The 17,384-nt window shown below is 67.3% G+C and carries 15 protein-coding genes; 8 read left to right on the top strand and 7 right to left on the bottom strand.

Annotated elements, in window-relative coordinates:
- Window positions 1-147: 147 nt before the first annotated feature.
- Both NS1_RS08575 and NS1_RS08570 read right to left on the bottom strand, forming a co-directional pair.
- Window positions 148-1,587, bottom strand: a complete 1,440-nt coding sequence (locus tag NS1_RS08575; RefSeq protein ID WP_062983151.1) for an NlpC/P60 family protein — start codon at window positions 1,585-1,587, stop codon at window positions 148-150.
- A 250-nt stretch (window positions 1,588-1,837) separates the two neighbouring features.
- Window positions 1,838-2,386 carry an Rv1476 family membrane protein gene (locus NS1_RS08570; protein ID WP_062983149.1) on the bottom strand — a complete coding sequence of 183 codons (549 nt, stop codon included), beginning with the start codon at window positions 2,384-2,386 and terminating at the stop codon, window positions 1,838-1,840.
- Window positions 2,387-2,669: 283 nt separating this feature from the next.
- Here NS1_RS08570 and acnA point away from each other — a divergent pair, with 283 nt between their 5' ends.
- Together acnA and NS1_RS08560 are read left to right on the top strand one after the other, a co-directional pair.
- Window positions 2,670-5,483: an aconitate hydratase AcnA gene (gene acnA / locus NS1_RS08565; RefSeq protein WP_062983147.1), complete on the top strand. Its 2,814-nt coding sequence runs from the start codon at window positions 2,670-2,672 to the stop codon at window positions 5,481-5,483.
- A gap of 132 nt (window positions 5,484-5,615) precedes the next feature.
- A complete protein-coding gene (locus NS1_RS08560) occupies window positions 5,616-6,185 on the top strand; it encodes a TetR/AcrR family transcriptional regulator (RefSeq protein ID WP_056810327.1) in 570 nt (189 codons plus the stop codon).
- A 106-nt stretch (window positions 6,186-6,291) separates the two neighbouring features.
- Here the strand turns inward: NS1_RS08560 and NS1_RS08555 are convergent, their stop codons facing one another.
- Window positions 6,292-6,792 (bottom strand): MarR family winged helix-turn-helix transcriptional regulator, encoded by a 501-nt coding sequence (locus NS1_RS08555; RefSeq protein WP_174562633.1) that lies wholly within the window; start codon window positions 6,790-6,792, stop codon window positions 6,292-6,294.
- A 65-nt stretch (window positions 6,793-6,857) separates the two neighbouring features.
- Here NS1_RS08555 and NS1_RS08550 point away from each other — a divergent pair, with 65 nt between their 5' ends.
- The 4 genes from NS1_RS08550 (at window position 6,858) to NS1_RS08535 (ending at window position 9,542) form a co-directional block, all read left to right on the top strand.
- The gene (locus NS1_RS08550; RefSeq protein WP_084503623.1) at window positions 6,858-7,352 is read left to right on the top strand and encodes a cupin domain-containing protein; all 495 of its coding nucleotides are present in this window, start codon (window positions 6,858-6,860) and stop codon (window positions 7,350-7,352) included.
- 86 nt (window positions 7,353-7,438) lie between these two features.
- Window positions 7,439-7,858: an acyl-CoA thioesterase gene (locus NS1_RS08545; protein ID WP_062983145.1), complete on the top strand. Its 420-nt coding sequence runs from the start codon at window positions 7,439-7,441 to the stop codon at window positions 7,856-7,858.
- A 289-nt stretch (window positions 7,859-8,147) separates the two neighbouring features.
- Window positions 8,148-8,567: a hypothetical protein gene (locus tag NS1_RS08540; RefSeq protein ID WP_062983143.1), complete on the top strand. Its 420-nt coding sequence runs from the start codon at window positions 8,148-8,150 to the stop codon at window positions 8,565-8,567.
- 15 nt (window positions 8,568-8,582) lie between these two features.
- Window positions 8,583-9,542, top strand: coding sequence for an MvdC/MvdD family ATP grasp protein (locus NS1_RS08535; protein ID WP_062983141.1), 960 nt, complete (start codon window positions 8,583-8,585; stop codon window positions 9,540-9,542).
- 23 nt (window positions 9,543-9,565) lie between these two features.
- Here NS1_RS08535 and NS1_RS08530 read toward each other — a convergent pair whose 3' ends face one another.
- Both NS1_RS08530 and NS1_RS08525 read right to left on the bottom strand, forming a co-directional pair.
- Window positions 9,566-9,838, bottom strand: coding sequence for a helix-turn-helix domain-containing protein (locus tag NS1_RS08530; RefSeq protein WP_062983508.1), 273 nt, complete (start codon window positions 9,836-9,838; stop codon window positions 9,566-9,568).
- A gap of 136 nt (window positions 9,839-9,974) precedes the next feature.
- A complete protein-coding gene (locus NS1_RS08525; RefSeq protein WP_056810334.1) occupies window positions 9,975-11,606 on the bottom strand; it encodes an ABC-F family ATP-binding cassette domain-containing protein in 1,632 nt (543 codons plus the stop codon).
- Between the two features lie 123 nt (window positions 11,607-11,729).
- Here NS1_RS08525 and NS1_RS08520 point away from each other — a divergent pair, with 123 nt between their 5' ends.
- Window positions 11,730-12,494, top strand: coding sequence for an SDR family oxidoreductase (locus NS1_RS08520; protein WP_062983139.1), 765 nt, complete (start codon window positions 11,730-11,732; stop codon window positions 12,492-12,494).
- Window positions 12,495-12,560: 66 nt separating this feature from the next.
- On the opposite strand, the gene NS1_RS08515 is transcribed toward NS1_RS08520, so the two are convergent.
- Complete coding sequence (locus tag NS1_RS08515) at window positions 12,561-14,951, bottom strand: MMPL family transporter (RefSeq protein WP_084503621.1); 2,391 nt, start codon at window positions 14,949-14,951, stop codon at window positions 12,561-12,563.
- Window positions 14,952-15,280: 329 nt separating this feature from the next.
- Entirely contained in the window at window positions 15,281-16,348 is a 1,068-nt protein-coding gene (locus tag NS1_RS08510) for a lycopene cyclase family protein (protein ID WP_062983137.1), read from the bottom strand.
- Between the two features lie 110 nt (window positions 16,349-16,458).
- On the opposite strand from NS1_RS08510, the gene ku reads away from it, so the two are divergent.
- Window positions 16,459-17,370 carry a non-homologous end joining protein Ku gene (ku, locus tag NS1_RS08505; RefSeq protein ID WP_062983135.1) on the top strand — a complete coding sequence of 304 codons (912 nt, stop codon included), beginning with the start codon at window positions 16,459-16,461 and terminating at the stop codon, window positions 17,368-17,370.
- Window positions 17,371-17,384 lie beyond the last annotated feature (14 nt).

The raw sequence follows: 17,384 nt of genomic DNA, 5'->3' as shown, positions 1-17,384 counted from the left end.
GGCACCAACTATTCCATTGAATCGCCCGGTGCGCCGCAACCGGCCAGTACTAGACGGGGATTCGTCATCCTCGTGACGGCACTCACGCGCGGCGATCGGTGTGGCGCACGCCGCACCGATTTCGCCCCTACCAGCGACGATACGCACTCAGTCGGTGACGATGCGCACCGCGTACGGCATGATGCCGTCTTCACGGACCGGGGAAATCTTCACGACATCCCCGGATTCAGGGGCCTCGATCATCTTGCCGTTGCCCAGATACATCGCCACGTGCACGCTGCCGCCGGGGCCCCAGAACAGCATGTCGCCGCGTTCGCGATCCTCGACGTCTACCCGGGTGCCCGCGTTGTACTGGTAGCCGCTGTAGTGCGGCAGCGAGACGCCGATACCGGCGAAGGCGTAGAGCATCAGGCCCGAGCAATCGAAGCCGACCTTCTCGAAGTCGCCGTGGGCGTCCCCGGTGCCGCCGTCACGGATGCCCAGGGTGGGTCCGTCCTCGTCGCCGCCACCCCAGGCGTAGGTGACCCCGAGCTGCGACATCGCGCGGTCGACCACGATTTCGATCGCCGCCGAACCGGTGACCTGTGGTTGGGACGGGCGCGGCTTGGTTTTGCGTGGCGAGGCCGGGGTCGACTCCAGGTCGGCGTGCGGGCGCTGGCCCTCGTTGAGCTGGGCGGCTCGGTCGCGGGCGGCCTTGTCGGCGGCGGCACGTGAGGCCGCGGCGTTGGCCGCGGCCAGCAGGGCCATCACCTCGGCTTCGCGTTGGTCGTCCCAGGTCAGGAAGATCTCGCGTTGGCTCTGGAGCCCGGCGACGGTCGAGCGGGCTACGTCGAGGGCGGATTGGGCGGCGCTGCGGTCGCGGCTCAGGGTGTCGCGGGCCACGGCCTGGGTGTCGAACTCGGATTTCGCGATGTTCACCGCGTGCTGGGCGGCGTCGCGCTTCTGTTCCGCGCCCGCCGCGGCGGTATCGGCGTCGGCCTTGGCCTGGCGCGCGGCGGAATTCTGATTGGCCTGGGCGACCTGGGCGCGGCGCAGACCGTCGAGCACCTGTCGCTGGTTCTTCGACACCATGCCGAGCACCTGCGCGCGGTCCATCGCGGCATCGGGGGTCGAGGAAGCGAGGTAGGTGACGACCGAACTGTTGGCGGGACGCACGTAGGCCTGGGTGGCGACCTGATCGAAACCCTGGCGTGCCACACCGACTTTCACGCCCGCGTCGGCCAGTTGGGTCTGGCTGTCGGAGACGGCGGCCGCGGCCGCGTCGGCGGCGTCGCGTGCGGTCTGCAGGTCGACGAGCGCCTGGTTGACCGCTTCGCGTTTGCCCGCGAGTTGGTCGTCGAGTTCGCGCAACTGCTGATCGGCCGCGGCGACGCGATTGATCAGCACGCCGATCTCGCTGACCCGCGCGTCGACCTGGGCGCCCGCGCCGGCGATCTCACCGTCGGACGGATTAGGTGGAGGGGGTGGTACAGCAGCGACCGGTCCCGCGGCGAGCAGCACTGCCACCACCGCCAGCAAACCGATCGCTATTCGTAATAGACCTGGTTCGTCCCGCCTGCCCGCACTCCGCACGGTACCTCCGAGCATCTCGACTCGACATACGCCACCGGCGCATCAGCCGAAACACCGACCACAAGAGTCGACCAATGCCCCCTGTACCACTGCATTCACGATCACGTTCATCGCAACCGTACGACACATGGTTCCCAAAGGAAACATCCGTCACAGTGGCGCGCGGCAACAATTCATCGATTGCTCGGAATTTGCGCGACGCGGGACAGTTTTCTACCCCAGAAAACAGACCGCTGGTCTGGAAATGTGGCTGGAGTGAAACCAGTTAGTTGGTGGAACTCGCGTCGACGCGTGGTGACACGACGGCCGTAGCGTCCACATCGGGACCACGGCGGACCTTCACCAGGTACAGCCCGGCGATCACCAGCACCACGAGGCTGATCATCACCGCGGTGATGGCGCCCCAGGAGACGCCCTCTGGCTGCTCGAGCCGGTCGACGAAGGCCTGCACGGCCTCTTCGGGATGGTTGCCCTTGTACTTGGCCGAGTCCTCGGCCCACTCGAGCCGGACCCGGCTGATGGTGTCGCTGTAGGTGCCGAGCCAGTCGTCACTGAATACCGCGACGGTGCCGTGCGTGCTCTCGCCGACCTCGGTGGCCAGATCACGTAGGCTCGAGTCGTGGCCGGGATTACCGGGAACGATGACGACGCTGAGCGGGATCCCCTCGGATCGCGCCTGCGCGACGATCGCCGCCAGTTTCTCCTGATCCTGACCCTTGGGGGCCGCGACGTGATTGTCGGCGAGGTCGGACGCGACGCTGCTCAGCACGGTGTTCGGCGGCAGTTCGGCCGCCATCGGCGCAAAAGTGGTCATCTTCCATCCGGTCTGTCGAGCCACAGTCGCCGGTGTCGCGACGGGCGTCCAACACTGCCAAGGTGAGCGTCACTGCGTCTTCCCCGACTTCGCTCGTCAGGCACAGTACGCGACGCGGCGCTCGACTACGCCTGCACGGCACCACCGACGGCCCCCGCGTATTTCATAGGACAAGCGTACTGTTAGGCTCGTACGGCGAGGAATTCGGCATCTCACGGCGCCGGATACCCCCTCCGAAGACGCGAGCCGCCGGCACAGCCCCGCCGGCGGCACACCCTCACACATGAGTGGAGCTGACGTGACGAAGATTGATACCTTCGGCGCCAAAGGCACGCTCGAGGTCGGAAGCAACTCCTACGAGATCTTCCGTCTCTCGGCTGTTCCCGGCACCGAGAAGCTGCCCTACGCCCTGAAGGTGCTGGCAGAGAACCTGCTGCGCACCGAGGACGGCGCGAACATCACCGCCGACCACATCCGCGAGATCGCGAACTGGGACCCCTCGGCGCAGCCGAGCGTCGAGATCCAGTTCACCCCCGCGCGCGTGATCATGCAGGACTTCACCGGCGTGCCCTGCATCGTCGACCTCGCCACCATGCGTGAGGCCGTCACCGTCCTCGGTGGCGATCCGAGCAAGGTCAACCCGCTCTCGCCCGCCGACATGGTCATCGACCACTCGGTGATCCTCGACGTCTTCGGCCGCGCCGACGCGCTCGAGCGCAACGTCGACCTCGAGTACGAGCGCAACGGCGAGCGTTACCAGTTCCTGCGCTGGGGCCAGGGCGCCTTCGACGACTTCAAGGTCGTCCCCCCGGGCATGGGCATCGTCCACCAGGTCAACATCGAGTACCTGGCCCCCACGGTCATGGTCCGCAACGGCCAGGCCTACCCCGACACCTGTGTCGGCACCGACTCGCACACCACCATGGTCAACGGCCTCGGCGTGCTGGGCTGGGGCGTCGGCGGCATCGAGGCCGAGGCCGCGATGCTCGGCCAGCCTGTCTCCATGCTGATCCCGCGCGTGGTCGGCTTCAAGCTGACCGGTGAGATCAAGCCGGGCGTCACCGCCACCGACGTGGTGCTCACCGTCACCGAGCAGCTGCGTAAGCACGGCGTCGTCGGCAAGTTCGTCGAGTTCTACGGCAAGGGCGTCTCCGAGGTCCCCCTCGCGAACCGCGCCACCCTGGGCAACATGAGCCCCGAGTTCGGTTCCACCGCCGCGATCTTCCCGATCGACGAGGAGACCATCAACTACCTGCGCCTGACCGGCCGCAGCGACGAGCAGCTCGCGCTCGTCGAGGCGTACGCCAAGGAACAGGGCATGTGGCACGACGCCGACCGCGAGCCGGTGTACTCGGAGTACCTCGAGCTCGATCTGGGCAGCGTCGTGCCCTCGATCGCGGGCCCGAAGCGTCCCCAGGACCGCATCCTGCTCAGCGACTCCAAGAACGCGTTCCGCTCCGACATCGTCAACTACGTCGGCGAAGGTGAGCTCACCGCGCTGGACGAGGGCGTCGACGAGTCCTTCCCGGCCTCGGACTCGACCGCGGTGTCCGCCGCCGCCGCCGACGACACCTACACCCCCGCGCACTCCGCGGCCAACGGTGCCAAGGGTCGTCCGTCCAAGCCGATCGAGGTCGTCGGCGAGGACGGCAACAAGTTCGTCCTCGATCACGGCGCGGTGGTCGTCGCGGGTATCACCTCCTGCACCAACACCTCCAACCCGTCGGTCATGCTCGGCGCCGCCCTGCTCGCCCGCAACGCGGTGGAGAAGGGTCTCGCGACCAAGCCGTGGGTGAAGACCAACATGGCCCCGGGTTCGCAGGTCGTCACCGACTACTACGAGAAGGCCGGTCTGTGGCCCTACCTGGAGAAGCTGGGCTTCTTCGTCGGTGGCTACGGCTGCACCACCTGCATCGGTAACACCGGTCCGCTGCCCGAGGCGATCTCGGCCGCGATCAACGACAACGACCTCTCGGTCACCGCGGTGCTCTCGGGTAACCGCAACTTCGAGGGTCGCATCTCCCCCGACGTGAAGATGAACTACCTGGCCTCCCCGCCGCTGGTCATCGCCTACGCGCTCGCGGGCACGATGGACTTCGACTTCGAGACCGACGCGCTCGGCCAGGACACCGACGGCAACGATGTCTTCCTGAAGGACATCTGGCCCTCGGCCCAGGAGATCGACGACACCATCAAGTCCTCGATCAGCCAGGACATGTTCCGCAACTCCTACGCCACCATCTTCGACGGTGACAAGCGTTGGCAGAGTCTGGCGACCCCGGAGGGCGACACCTTCGCGTGGGACGAGAAGTCGACCTACGTGCGCAAGGCACCGTACTTCGACGGCATGTCGATGGATCCCTCCCCCGTCACCGACATCTCCGGCGCTCGCGTGCTGGCGCTGCTGGGCGACTCGGTCACCACCGACCACATCTCCCCGGCGGGCCCGATCAAGCCCGGCACCCCCGCCGCGCAGTACCTCGACGCCAACGGTGTGGCCCGCAAGGACTACAACTCGCTGGGGTCGCGTCGCGGTAACCACGAGGTCATGATCCGTGGCACCTTCGCCAACATCCGGCTGCGCAACCAGCTGCTCGACGACGTCTCGGGTGGTTACACCCGCGACTTCACCCAGGACGGTGGCCCGCAGGCGTTCATCTACGACGCCTCGCAGAACTACCAGGCCGCGGGCATCCCGCTGGTCGTGCTCGGTGGCAAGGAATACGGTTCGGGCTCCTCGCGTGACTGGGCCGCCAAGGGCACCAGCCTGCTGGGTGTGAAGGCCGTCATCACCGAGTCGTTCGAGCGCATCCACCGCTCCAACCTGATCGGCATGGGCGTTGTGCCGCTGCAGTTCCCGGCCGGGCAGTCCGCTGCCTCGCTGGGTCTGACCGGCACCGAGACCTTCGACATCGCGGGAATCACCGCCCTCAACGAGGGTGTCACCCCCGAGACCGTCAAGGTCACCGCCACCGCGGAAGACGGCAAGGTCACCGAGTTCGACGCGGTCGTCCGCATCGACACCCCCGGTGAGGCCGACTACTACCGCAACGGCGGCATCCTGCAGTACGTGCTGCGCAACATGATCCGCGGCTGATTGTTCGACCCGGTGGCGCAACACCGTAAGGTGTTGCGCCACAAGGGCATTCGCTTGCCCCATGAATAATGCGACAGCCCCCGTCTCGGTTCGCCGGGGCGGGGGTCCGTGTATCCGCTAGCTGGAGGAATCATGCCCAAGGTCAGCGACGACCACCTCGCCGCCCGCCGCAGCCAGATCCTCGACGGTGCACGACGCTGCTTCGCCGAATACGGCTACGACGGCGCCACCGTGCGCCGCCTGGAAGAGGCCATCGGCCTGTCCCGCGGCGCGATCTTCCACCATTTCCGCGACAAGGACGCCCTGTTCTTCGCCCTGGCCAAAGACGACGCCGAACGCATGGCCGAAGTCGCCGCCAATCAGGGCCTGGTCCAGGTGATGCGCGATATGCTCGCCCGCCCGGAGGAATTCAACTGGCTGGGCACCCGCCTGGAAATCGCGCGCAGAGTCCGCACCGACCCCGAGTTCCGCGCGGGCTGGACCCAGCGCTCGGCCGAACTGACCGCCGCGACCCTGGCCCGCCTCGAGCGCCGCAAAGCAGCAGGCGCCCTCCGAGACGATGTCCCCACCGATGTCCTACTCGGCTACCTCGACTTGGTCCTCGACGGGTTGATCGCCCGCATCGCCTCGGGTCACACCAACGAAAACCTCTCCGCCGTACTGGATCTCGTCGAAGCCTCGGTGCGACGCAAGGAATCCTGAGTCGGGCTCGACGCGGCCATGGAGTAGCCCATGGCCGCCGAGCCCTAGCCGATTGCGCGCGGCGGGAAATTCCCCGGAGGTCGTTTCCCCGACCGGGATCGGCGGGTCAGCTCGCCCAACCACTGAGCAAGGTTCGCGAGATACGGTCCAGGGCGACACGATCGGCCGGCTTCAGTACCGCCAGCATCGCCGTCTCGTTCTCGGTGTGCGCCACGACCACCGTGTCGACGAGCGCCCTGCCCTGATCGGTGAGCGCCACCCGCACGGCGCGTCGATCCTCGCGATCGGCGACGCGGCGAACCAGGCCCGCCGTTTCGAGTCGGTCGATACGCCCGGTCATCCCCGCCCGCGACAGCATCAAGGTATCGGCGAGCACCGACGGGTTGAGTTCGAAGGGTGCGCCCGAACGACGCAGTGCCGCAAGCACATCGAACTCGCCGCGCTGCAAACCGTGTGCGGTGAAAACACTTTCGATCCGCGCCATGGCCACGTTCATGAGCCTGCCGAGTCTGCCGAAGACCGCCATCGCCTCGAGTTCCAGATCGGGTCGCTCCCGCTGCCACTGCGCCGTGATCGCGTCGACCACATCCGGCTCACGTTCATCCATGGACAGCATTCTATTCGCTGGGATATAGTTCGGTACCTAACTATCAACCGACGAACGGAATGGTCATGACGAACACCCGCGAGATCGCCCTCTGCCTGCCCGAGGACGCCGAGACCCTGGGTACCGAGAACGTGCGCATGCGCCTGCTCACCGACGCGAACGCCAGCGACGGCGCGGTCAGCACGCTCGAAGTCACCATGACCCAGGGCGCCGACGGCGCCGCCCCGCACTTCCACACCCGCTCCGACGAGCTGTTCTACGTCGCCGACGGCGAGCTCCAGGTCATGGCGGGCGACCGCATCCTCACCGTCGGCACGGGCGGCTCGCTGGTCGTCCCGCGGCAGATGCCGCACGCCTTCGGCGCCACCCCGGACAGCGGCGCGCGCATCCTGATCGCACTGATGCCCGGCGTGCAACGCTTCGAGTACTTCCGCCTGCTCGACCGGCTCCTCCGCGGCGACGCCACCCATGACGAATTCGTCGCCGCCCAAGAGGAATTCGACAACCACTTCGTCGACGCGCCCGCCTGGTGGGCCGAGCGCAACGCCCACCGCGGCTGATCCGTCATGCGGTCCCCGGTCGCACTGTGGCCGAGATTGCACGCCGATCGGGAACAACGAGTCGGAAGCGGCCGGTTATACGCCGTATGACGTTCTCCGTACCGGTCCTCGTCCGCGGCTACGAGCTCGACACCCAGGGCCACCTCAATCACGCCGTCTACCACCAGTACGGCGAGCACGCCCGGTGGGAGCTGATGCGCGCGGCGGGGATCGCGCAGGACAAGTTCATCGCCAGCGGCGTCGGCGCGGTGGTGCTCGAGTCCACCATCAAGTACAAGCGCGAGCTGCGCGGTGGCGACGAGGTCACGGTGACCTGCGTGCTCGATTGGAAGGAAGGCGAGAAGGTCTTCCGCTTCCACCACCAGATCATCAAGCTCGACGGTACGGTCGCCGCAGAGATCACCGTTGTGGCGGGCGCGATGGATCTGACGACCCGTCGGCTCGTCGCGAAACCGGCCGAACACTTCCGCGAGCTCGCCGAGAATCCCGAACTGCTCGGACTCTAGAGACCGCACGCGGCGCGGCGGGCGCCCTCCGACACAGACTCGGGGGCGCCCGCTGCGCCGTTGTCAGATATGTTTGCTGCTGGATTGCCCGTGAGAACACAGTTGCAACATCCGAGTTGTCCGAAATTCTTTCCCGGCAAGGCGATCACGCGCCGCTCGGCGGTTTGCCCGGCACTCCGCAAATCTCGCGAACCCGCTCGGCGGGCCACCTGTTCACGTTATGATCCGAAGCACCTTTTGGGGTTCTGGCAAATCGCGAGCAGACGAGAAAAGATCGGAGTGAGCGCCCATGACCGACGCCATCCACCTCCCCGCTACCGCGTCGTCCCGAGATCGGGGCCCCGCCTTGCGCGGATTGCTGGTGGCCGAGTCCGATCACGACATCTCGGTGCGCGTAGACGGTGGAACCTGGACTTTCGACCGCAACGACGTCGTACGACTCACCGAAGACCGCGTGGGCGCGGGTGAACGTCAGGTGCGGGTCGATATCCGCCCCGGCGCCACCGCCGATTTCACCCGACGGATGCGCGTCGATCTGGTCGACCGACCGATCACCCTCGCACCGGAACCGTCGGAGGCGCTGGACGACGAGCAGCTGGCCCGCGCCACCCGCAGCTGGGCGACGAAACTGCGCATCACCGAACGAGGTGGCGCCACCGGAGCGACGTTCACCTTCCGCGACGGCATCAACTGCGACAGCCTCGACTGAAACGGCGCGGAAGTCATGGAAGGCGCGACCGACGCCGTGCTCATCGTCTCCGAAACCGACGACCTGCACGCCGATGCGCTGGCGTCGACCTTGCGAGAACACCACGGCCTCGACCCGATCCGACTCGACTTGCGTGACTTTCCCTCCGAGACAGGGAGTTTCCGGCTCGACAAAGCGGGCACCAACCGCGCGATGTCACACATCCACGGTCTCGACGACGTGCGCGCGGTGTGGTGGCGCAGGCCGCACCCGTGCAAAGTCCCCACCGGCGTGCGCGCCGCCGACGACGAGTTCCGCCAGGCCGAGTGCGACGGATTCCTGCAGGGCATGCTGTGGTCGATCCCGGCGTACTGGGTCAACGATCCGGCCGCCGAACGCACCGCCTCGCGCAAGATCGTGCAGCTCGAAACCGCGCAGCGGGCGGGTTTCACCATCCCGGAAACGCTGATCACCAACGACCCGGACGAGGCGCGCAGTTTCGTCGAATCCCGGTGTGGTCCAGTGGTGTACAAACGCACCGGTACCGGGCGTGGCGAGTTCTCCGAGACGAGGATCATCACCAGACCCGAGTTGAACCGGCTCGACTCGATCCGTTCGACGCCGACCACGTTCCAGGATTACGTGGAGGCCAGCTGCGATCTGCGGGTGGTGTGGGTCGACGGTGTCGAGTGGAGTGTGCGCATCGACTCTCAGTCGGGGGTAGGCCGCATCGATTCCCGTCTCGACACCTCCGTCGCCTTCGCGCCGGATCGGCTACCGGCCTCGGTGAGCAAGTCCCTCGCGACCCTGATGGGCGCGCTCGGACTCAGCTTCGGCGTGGTCGATCTACGCCTCGGCAGCGATGGCGAGTACTACTTCCTCGAGGTGAACCCACAGGGGCAGTTCGCGTACCTCGAGATCAAGACGGGGCTGCCGCTGTTCGCCAGCCTGGCCAATCTGCTGGTCCGCGGCGACGGAGCCGTCGCAGGCTGGTAGCGGCTCCGTCGACGACGCCCCGCTCAGTCGGCCGGATTCTTGCGCCGATTGGCGCCGCCGCGCCCACGCAGTTCGACGTGTGACTCGACCAGCACATTGTGGATGAAGCCGTACGAGCGGCCGGTGGACCTGGCCAGGGAGCGAATGGACGCGCCCGCCTCGTACTGCTTCTTCAACTGGGACTGCAACCGGTCGCGGGACTTGCCCGTTACCCGGGTTCCCTTGCCCAGCGAGGCCTTGCCGATCGTCGATTTACCCTTGGCCGACCTAGCGGCCTGTCTGGAACTGTCGCTCATGGCTTCCTCCGAGTCGCCGAGCACTTCCTCCAGGCTAGACACTCCGCACTCGGTGATCAACGGAAACAGTGATCGAACTCACGCGATCCCCGCGAGTTCCTCCCGGCCACCGCGATTCATGCGCGACACACCGGCTCTATGCGAGATCAATGAGCTCCGCGTACTCCGCCGACCAGTGGTCCTCGGTGCCGTCAGGAAGCAGAATGACCCGCTCCGGGTTGAGCGCCTCGGCAGCGCCGGGATCGTGCGTCACCAGCACCACGGCGCCCGCGTAGGTGCGCAGCGCCTCGAGGACCTGCTCACGCGAGACCGGGTCGAGGTTGTTGGTCGGCTCGTCGAGCAGCAGCACGTTCGCCGCCGAGGACACCAGTCCGGCCAGCGCCAGCCGGGTCTTCTCACCGCCGGACAGCGTGCCGGCCGGCTGGTCGAGCTGCGGACCGGTGAACATGAACGCACCGAGCAAACTGCGCAGCTCCTGCTCCCCCGCGTCCGGGGAGGCATGGCGGATGTTCTCCCACACCGAGGCCTGGTCGTCGAGAGTGTCGTGCTCCTGGGCGAAGTAGCCGACCTTGAGCCCGCGCCCCTGCTCGACGCCACCCGCGGTCGGCGTCTCGACACCGGCGAGCAGTTTCAGCATGGTCGTCTTACCGGCGCCGTTGAGCCCGAGTACTACCACGCGACTGCCCTTGTCGACGGCGAAGTTCACGCCGGTGAAGATCTCGAGCGAACCGTAGAGCTTGGTCAGGTCCTTCACCATCAGCGGAGTCTTGCTGCAGGCCGCGGGCTCGGGGAACCGGATGCGGGCGACCTTGTCGCTCACGCGCACGTCGTCGAGGTCGTTGATCAACCGTTCGGCGCGACGCACCATCTGGTGTGCCGCAGCGGCTTTGGTGGCCTTCGCGCCGAGCTTGGCGGCCTGCTGACGCAGCGCGCCCGCCTTCTTCTCGGCATTGGCGCGCTCGCGGACGCGGCGCTGCTCGTCGGTGGCGCGCGCGTCGAGGTACTTCTTCCAGCCCATGTTGTACACGTCGGGCTCACCGCGCACGGCGTCGAGGAACCACACCTTGTTGACCACGTCGCCGAGCAGTTCCACGTCGTGGCTGATCACGATCAGGCCGCCGTCGTGGCTCTGCAGGAACCCGCGCAGCCAGGTGATGGAGTCGGCGTCGAGGTGGTTGGTCGGCTCGTCGAGCAGCAGGATGCGGTCGGAGCGCCCGCCCGAGCCGTCGGAGGCGGAGAACAGGATGCGAGCCAGCTCGATGCGGCGACGCTGACCACCGGAGAGGGTGCGCAGCTGCTGATCGAGGACGCGGTCGGGCAGGCCGAGGCTGTTGCAGATGCGGGCCGCCTCGCTTTCGGCGACGTAGCCACCGAGCGAGGAGAACTGGTCCTCGAGGCGTCCGTACCGGCGAATCGCCTTGTCGCGGGCGGCATCGTCGGCGACCTCAGCCATCTCGACCTGGGCCTTCTCCATATCGCGCAGCAGGATGTCGAGCCCGCGCGCCGAGAGCACCCGGTCTTTGGCGATCACATCGAGATCGCCTTCCTTCGGGTCCTGCGGCAGGTAGCCGATATCGGTGGAACGCGTGATCTTGCCGGCGTACGGCTCACCCTCACCCGCGAGGATGCGCAGGGTGGTGGTCTTCCCGGCACCGTTACGACCGACCAGTCCGATCCGGTCGCCGGACTGCACCCGCAGCGCCGGCCCAGGAGCGGAGAGCAGGGTGCGGACTCCGGCCCGGACCTCCAGGTCGGTCGCCGTGATCACAGAGTTCTCCTCAGAGTAAGACAAACGGGAAAGGCATATCGGCAAGAACCACTTATTTTACCGTCGACACCTCAGGAAGCCGCACCCGGCGCTGCCCGATGTGAGCGTGGTTACTCTCATGCCATGACTACCGATCTCCTTGGCCGTACCGCTCTCGTCACCGGAGCCAGTCGCGGCATCGGCCTCGCGACCGCGGCCGAACTGATGCGCCGGGGCGCGAACGTGCTGATCACCGCGCGTAAACCCGAACCACTGGAGGCCGCGGCCACCGAGCTGCGCGCGCTGGGCCACCAGGGCCAGGTGAGCTTTCTCGCCGGCAACGCGGGCGATGCCGACGCGCGCGCGGAGGCCGTGGCCAGGGCCGTCACCGAGTACGGCTCGCTCGACATCCTGATCAACAACACCGGCATCAACCCCGTCTACGGTGCGCTGATGGACGCCGATCTGGGTGGCGTCAGCAAGATCTTCGATGTGAACGTGGTGGCCTCGCTCGGCTATGTGCAGCAGGCCTACCGCGCGTGGATGGCCGAGCACGGCGGCGCCGTGGTGAACGTGGCCAGCGTCGCGGGTATCCGGTCGTCCGGGGTCATCTCGGCCTACGGCGCGTCGAAGGCGGCGCTGATCCGGCTCACCGAGGAGCTGGCCTGGCAGCTGGGCCCCAAGATCCGTGTCAACGCGGTGGCGCCGGGCGTGGTCAAGACCAAGTTCGCCGACGCGCTGTACTCCGACGACGAGGAGCGGGCCGCGAGCGTGTACCCGATGAAGCGACTCGGCGTGCCCGAAGACGTGGCCCGGCTGATCGCCTTCCTGGTGTCCGACGAGGCCGCGTGGATCACCGGTGATTGCGTGCGGGTCGACGGCGGGTTCCTGTCCACCGGCGGCATCTGAAACCCACAGCATCGAAACTCGCAGGGGCGGGCAACGGTTCCCCGTTGCCCGCCCTGCGATGTCTTGTCAGACCGAGGTCTCGCGGCTTCCCGTCGAGACCGAAATACTCTCCTGCGCCCGCGAGTTCTCCCGCACACCGTCCTCTGCCCGCGCCGCGTCGGAACGCTCGGCCTCGGCTCGGGCCGCTTCCGCCCGCGCCGCCTCCGCCCGCGCGAGTGGATCCACGACGACGATCTCCTCCGGCCTGGCGGCGAGCGGATCACGCACCACCACTTCACGTTTCGGCGAGCGCGCCGCACCGCCCTCGTCCAGGCCCCACCGGTCGTGCAGGCGACGCAGGAATTCCGGTGCGTACCAGTTCGCGTCGCCGAGCACCTTCATCGTGGCGGGCAGCAGGAACCCGCGCACGAGGGTGGCGTCGACGATCACGGCCAACGGCAGGCCGATGCCGAACGCCTTCATGAAGGTGATGTCGGAGGCCAGGAAGCCGAGGAACACCAGCGAGATGAGGATCGCGGCGGCGGTGACGATGCGCCCGACCCTTTCCAGGCCGAGCGCGACCGCTGTCTCGTTCTTGCCGGTGCGGTCGTATTCCTCCCGAATCCGCGACAGCAGGAACACCTGGTAGTCCATCGCGAGCCCGAAGGCGGCGGCGAACAACATCACCGGGACCGTGGCGGACAGATCCCCGGTGACGGTGAAGCCGAGCACCCCGGACAGGTGCCCGTCCTGGAAGATCCACACCAGCGCACCGAACGTCGCGGTCAGGCTCAGCGCGCTGAGGATCACCGCCAGCACCGGCAGCACCACGCTGCCGGTGAGCGCGAACAGCACGATCAGCATCATGATCACCACGAAGCCGAGCGCCCACGGCAGTTCGTTCTCGATGGCCGCGACCGAGTCGGCATTGGCCGCGGCCACGCCGCCGACCAGCAGTTCGCTCGGCGTCCGCACCGCGCGCACCTGCTCGACCAGATCGGCGAGGGCATCACTGTCGCCGGTGCTCGACACGATCGACAGGTAGACCGCCTTCTCGACCCGGAATCGCGAGTTCGCCGCGGTGGGCTCGAGCAGCAGCCCGCCCTGGGCGTAGCTGCCGGTGGCGGTGTCGACGCGACGGACATTGTCCAGGTCGGACATATCGCGGGCGATGGTGTCGAGTCCCGCGGCGCTGTACGCGCTGTCGGGAAGCACGGCGACGATCGTGTGCTGGTCGCTCTCGCCGAAGTCGCGCGCCACGATCTCGGTGACCTGACGGGAGTTCATCGATTCCGGCAGCGTGCGTTCGTCCGGGAAACCGAGGTTCACGCCGAGGAACGGCGCGCCGAGCAGGAGCAGCAGCGCGGTGACAGCGAGTCCGATCGAGATCGGCTTACGCATCACGGCGGTGGCGAGCTTGTGCCAGGCGCCCTCCCCCGGCGCGGGGCGCGGGGCGCGCAGGAACCACCAGCCGAGCTGCCCCTTGTCGATGCGTGTGCCGATCAGCAACAGCGCGGCGGGCAGCACGGTGAGCGAGACCAGCGCCGCCAGCGCCGCCACGACGATGCCCGCGTACCCCATCGACCGGATCGCCAGCAGCGGGAAGAACAGCAACCCGGCCAGCGCCACCGCGACGGTGAGCGCGGAGAACGCGACGGTGCGACCCGCCGTGCGCAGAGTAGTGGCCACCGCACCGGCCGGGGTGCGGCCTTCGGAGAGTTCGTCGCGGTAGCGGTTGACGATCAACAGGCTGTAATCGATGGCCAGACCGAGGCCGAGCAGCGTCGCCACATTGGTGGCGGTCACCGACAGCGGGGTGAACAGGGTGAGCAACCACAGCGCGCCCATGGTGGTGAGCACGGTGCCGATCGCGACGAGCAGCGGCAGGCTCGCGGCGACCAGACCGCCGAAGACGAACATCAGCGCGATCAGCGTGAGCGGGAAGGCGATGGCCTCGCCCTTGGCGATATCGGTCTTGCTCTGCTGCACCGTCTCGTGCATGAGCATGGCGAAGCCGCCCGCCCTGACCTGCAACGATCCCTGTTCGCCTGTCAGCTCTTCGGAGATGGCGGTGACGCGTTCGTCGATCTCGCGTTCGCTGCCGAGCACGCTCGCGACGATCAGACCCTGTTTGCCGTCGACACTGCGCAGCGCGGGCTGGTGGGAGGTCCAGTACGACATCACCTCGGTGACGCCGGCGCGTTCCTGCAGGTTGGCGACCAGTGCCGTTGCCGCCGCGGTGGATTCGGGGTCCTCGACCGAGGACTCGGTCTCCACCAGCAGCAGCAGGTTCGGCGGCGCCTGCCCGAACTCCTCGCGCAACACCTCGAGCGCGCGGCTGGATTCACTGCCGGAGTCGGTGTATCCGCCGCCCTCCACCCGCTCGAACAGCGTGGCTCCCAGCGCGCCGAGCACCACCGCGAGCACCGCGAAAACGCCGAGCACCCAGCAGCTGCGCCGCCTGGTGAATTCGAACACCGGATTGTCCCCTAACTCGTCACGCCAATTGCGCGGCACGCACATCGACGTGTGGGAGCTGGAAATACTTCCGGCCGGTCCGCCTCGTCGGCCCGATCCTGTTGGCGGGTCGGCGCGTTCGCTGAGCGATCGTAGCAACTTCGTGGCGGTACCGCCGGGCCTCCGTCACACCCCTGTTCGTCCCGGTCAGCTACCGGTCTCGGCCACCACGCCACGGCGACGATCCCGATCGCTCCACCGGTGGCCGCAGAGGCTGTCCGGGCCGAGTGCGGTGAACGCCGAGGAGCCTGCGCCGCATCGTTTCGCGCCGGGGCACCAGCACGCTTCGACTATCGACCGACCGCACCGACGATCGAGGTCATGACAGTGCGGCGCAGAGTCGGTGGCAGGTCGGCGAACAGCGCGCGCATCGCGGCGAGGGTGCCGCGAAGGTCGCCGTGGCCGGACAGATAGCAACGCTGGAGAGGAGCGGGCAATCCGAAGAAGACCTCGAAGAACACCGGGACCTCGTGGGGTGGGAGAGCCAGCAGCGCACGCAATCCGGCGCGACGCAGCGCAGTTACGGCCCGCGCTTGCGGCGTCCACACCGTGCCACCCGTGGCCACGGTGTCCGCCGCGGCGAGTGCGGCGGCGACGCTGTACCCGGTCGCGGGATGGGTCAGGCCACCGGCGGCACCGAATCGACCACCTCCCGGCTTGCCTCCCTGCACCGGAAAGCGCACTCGCTCAACAGGTTCTGCTCCCGTGAGCGCGATCCCCCGCGCGTGTAACCGATGTTCGAGTCTGCGCCGCAACACCTCCGGCGCGAGCGCTGGTCGGCCCGCGAGGCAGGTCTCCTCGAGGAGCACGGTGTCGGCACCGAGCGGGATGTCGTACAGGAACGACGGTGGGTCGACGGGGTCGGCGCCGTTGTCGAGACGCCAGTCCATGAACAGCGTCGGCTCGAGTCCCGTCCGGGCCACGACTACGCCGTAGGCGGTCTGCTCCGCCCGGCGCGACGACCGAGGCAATCCTCGCGCATCGACCACCTGACCCGTACGGGTCAGCCCACCCGCCGTCCGCACCGATCGCGCCTCCACCTCGACGACCCGGTCCGCGATCACAGTCGCCCCGTCGAGCGTCAACGACGACTGCAGTGCCGCCGTATCGAACACCTGATAGACGCGGTCGATCCGATGCTCGCCCACCGCCCACGCCGTCGGCGCGTCCACCGTCGCCGCCACTACGCCGGGATCGAGCCACCCGGGCAATTCATCGGCCCATGCCGCATAGGTCGGCGTCCACACCCGATCCGGATGCGGATCGATCACCGTGACATCGCGGCCCGCCGCCAGCGCACGATGAGCAACAGCTCGTCCCGCCGGACCGAGCCCGCAAACAATCACTTCCACACGCACCCGTTGATTGGATCAGACGTGATGATCTCGAGCACTGCCGGATCACGGGCCCGCACCTATTCGGGAGCGCTTTCTCACCTGCGCGCTACCTATCGACAATGATGGGTTGCATGAGGTCGATCTGGAAAGGCTCGATCGCTTTCGGGCTGGTGAATGTCCCGGTCAAGGTTTATACCGCGACCGAGGACCACGACATTCGGTTCCATCAGGTCCACGCCAAGGACGGGGGCCGGATCAAATATGACCGGGTCTGTCAGGTGTGCGGCAATTCCGTGCAGTTCGCCGATATCGACAAGGCCTATACCTCGCCGGATGGTGAGCAGGTGGTGCTCACCGACGCCGATTTCTCGAAACTCCCCGCCGCGGAGAAGCACGAGATTCCGGTGCTGGAATTCGTGCCGTCCGATCAGATCGACCCGGTGCTGTTCGAGAAGAGCTACTACCTCGAACCGGATTCCACGACGCCGAAGGCCTATCAGTTGCTGGCAGCGACGCTCGAACGCATCGACAAGACCGCGCTCGTGCATTTCACGCTGCGCCAGAAGACTCGCCTGGCCGCATTGCGCGTGCGTGACGGCGTGCTCGTCCTGCAGACGCTGCTGTGGCCCGACGAGGTGCGCGCCGTAGAATTCCCCTCGCTCGACGAAGCGCCTGCCCCGCGCCCGCAGGAACTGAAGATGGCCGAAACTCTCGTGGAGTCGATGTCGGGCGATTTCGACCCTTCCGAATTCACCGACGAATACCAGATCGAACTACAGAAGCTTCTCGACGAGGCCATTGCCAGCGGCACCGGCAAGGTCGAGCCCGCCGCCGAAACCGAGCCCGCCGAGCAGGCCGACGCCGAAGTCGTGGATCTGGTCGCCGCGCTGCAACGCAGTCTCGAGGCCAGCGGTCGCCGGGAAGCCGCCCCGGCCGCGCCCGCGAAAAAAGCCGCGAAGAAGGCGGCCAAGAAAGCCGCGCCGCGCAAGGCCGCCACGAGCAAATCCACTGCGTCCAAGACCGCGACCCGCAAGGGCGCGTAGGGCACACTGGCGAC

It is taken from the genome of Nocardia salmonicida NBRC 13393, from assembly GCF_001613085.1.
GTDB classification, from domain to species: Bacteria; Actinomycetota; Actinomycetes; order Mycobacteriales; family Mycobacteriaceae; genus Nocardia; species Nocardia salmonicida.
Note: the sequence above shows the minus strand (reverse complement) of the source record. Positions and strands in the feature narration are given on the sequence as shown.

Coding starts and splice junctions, on each gene's coding strand:
- NS1_RS08545 (WP_062983145.1), top strand. CDS start 7,439: ATGACGTTCTCCGTACCGGTCCTCGTCCGCGGCTACGAGCTCGACACC.
- NS1_RS08575 (WP_062983151.1), bottom strand. CDS start 1,587: ATGCTCGGAGGTACCGTGCGGAGTGCGGGCAGGCGGGACGAACCAGGT.
- NS1_RS08555 (WP_174562633.1), bottom strand. CDS start 6,792: ATGGATGAACGTGAGCCGGATGTGGTCGACGCGATCACGGCGCAGTGG.
- ku (WP_062983135.1), top strand. CDS start 16,459: ATGAGGTCGATCTGGAAAGGCTCGATCGCTTTCGGGCTGGTGAATGTC.
- NS1_RS08550 (WP_084503623.1), top strand. CDS start 6,858: ATGACGAACACCCGCGAGATCGCCCTCTGCCTGCCCGAGGACGCCGAG.
- acnA (WP_062983147.1), top strand. CDS start 2,670: ATGAGTGGAGCTGACGTGACGAAGATTGATACCTTCGGCGCCAAAGGC.
- NS1_RS08530 (WP_062983508.1), bottom strand. CDS start 9,838: ATGAGCGACAGTTCCAGACAGGCCGCTAGGTCGGCCAAGGGTAAATCG.
- NS1_RS08540 (WP_062983143.1), top strand. CDS start 8,148: ATGACCGACGCCATCCACCTCCCCGCTACCGCGTCGTCCCGAGATCGG.
- NS1_RS08535 (WP_062983141.1), top strand. CDS start 8,583: ATGGAAGGCGCGACCGACGCCGTGCTCATCGTCTCCGAAACCGACGAC.
- NS1_RS08520 (WP_062983139.1), top strand. CDS start 11,730: ATGACTACCGATCTCCTTGGCCGTACCGCTCTCGTCACCGGAGCCAGT.
- NS1_RS08560 (WP_056810327.1), top strand. CDS start 5,616: ATGCCCAAGGTCAGCGACGACCACCTCGCCGCCCGCCGCAGCCAGATC.
- NS1_RS08570 (WP_062983149.1), bottom strand. CDS start 2,386: ATGACCACTTTTGCGCCGATGGCGGCCGAACTGCCGCCGAACACCGTG.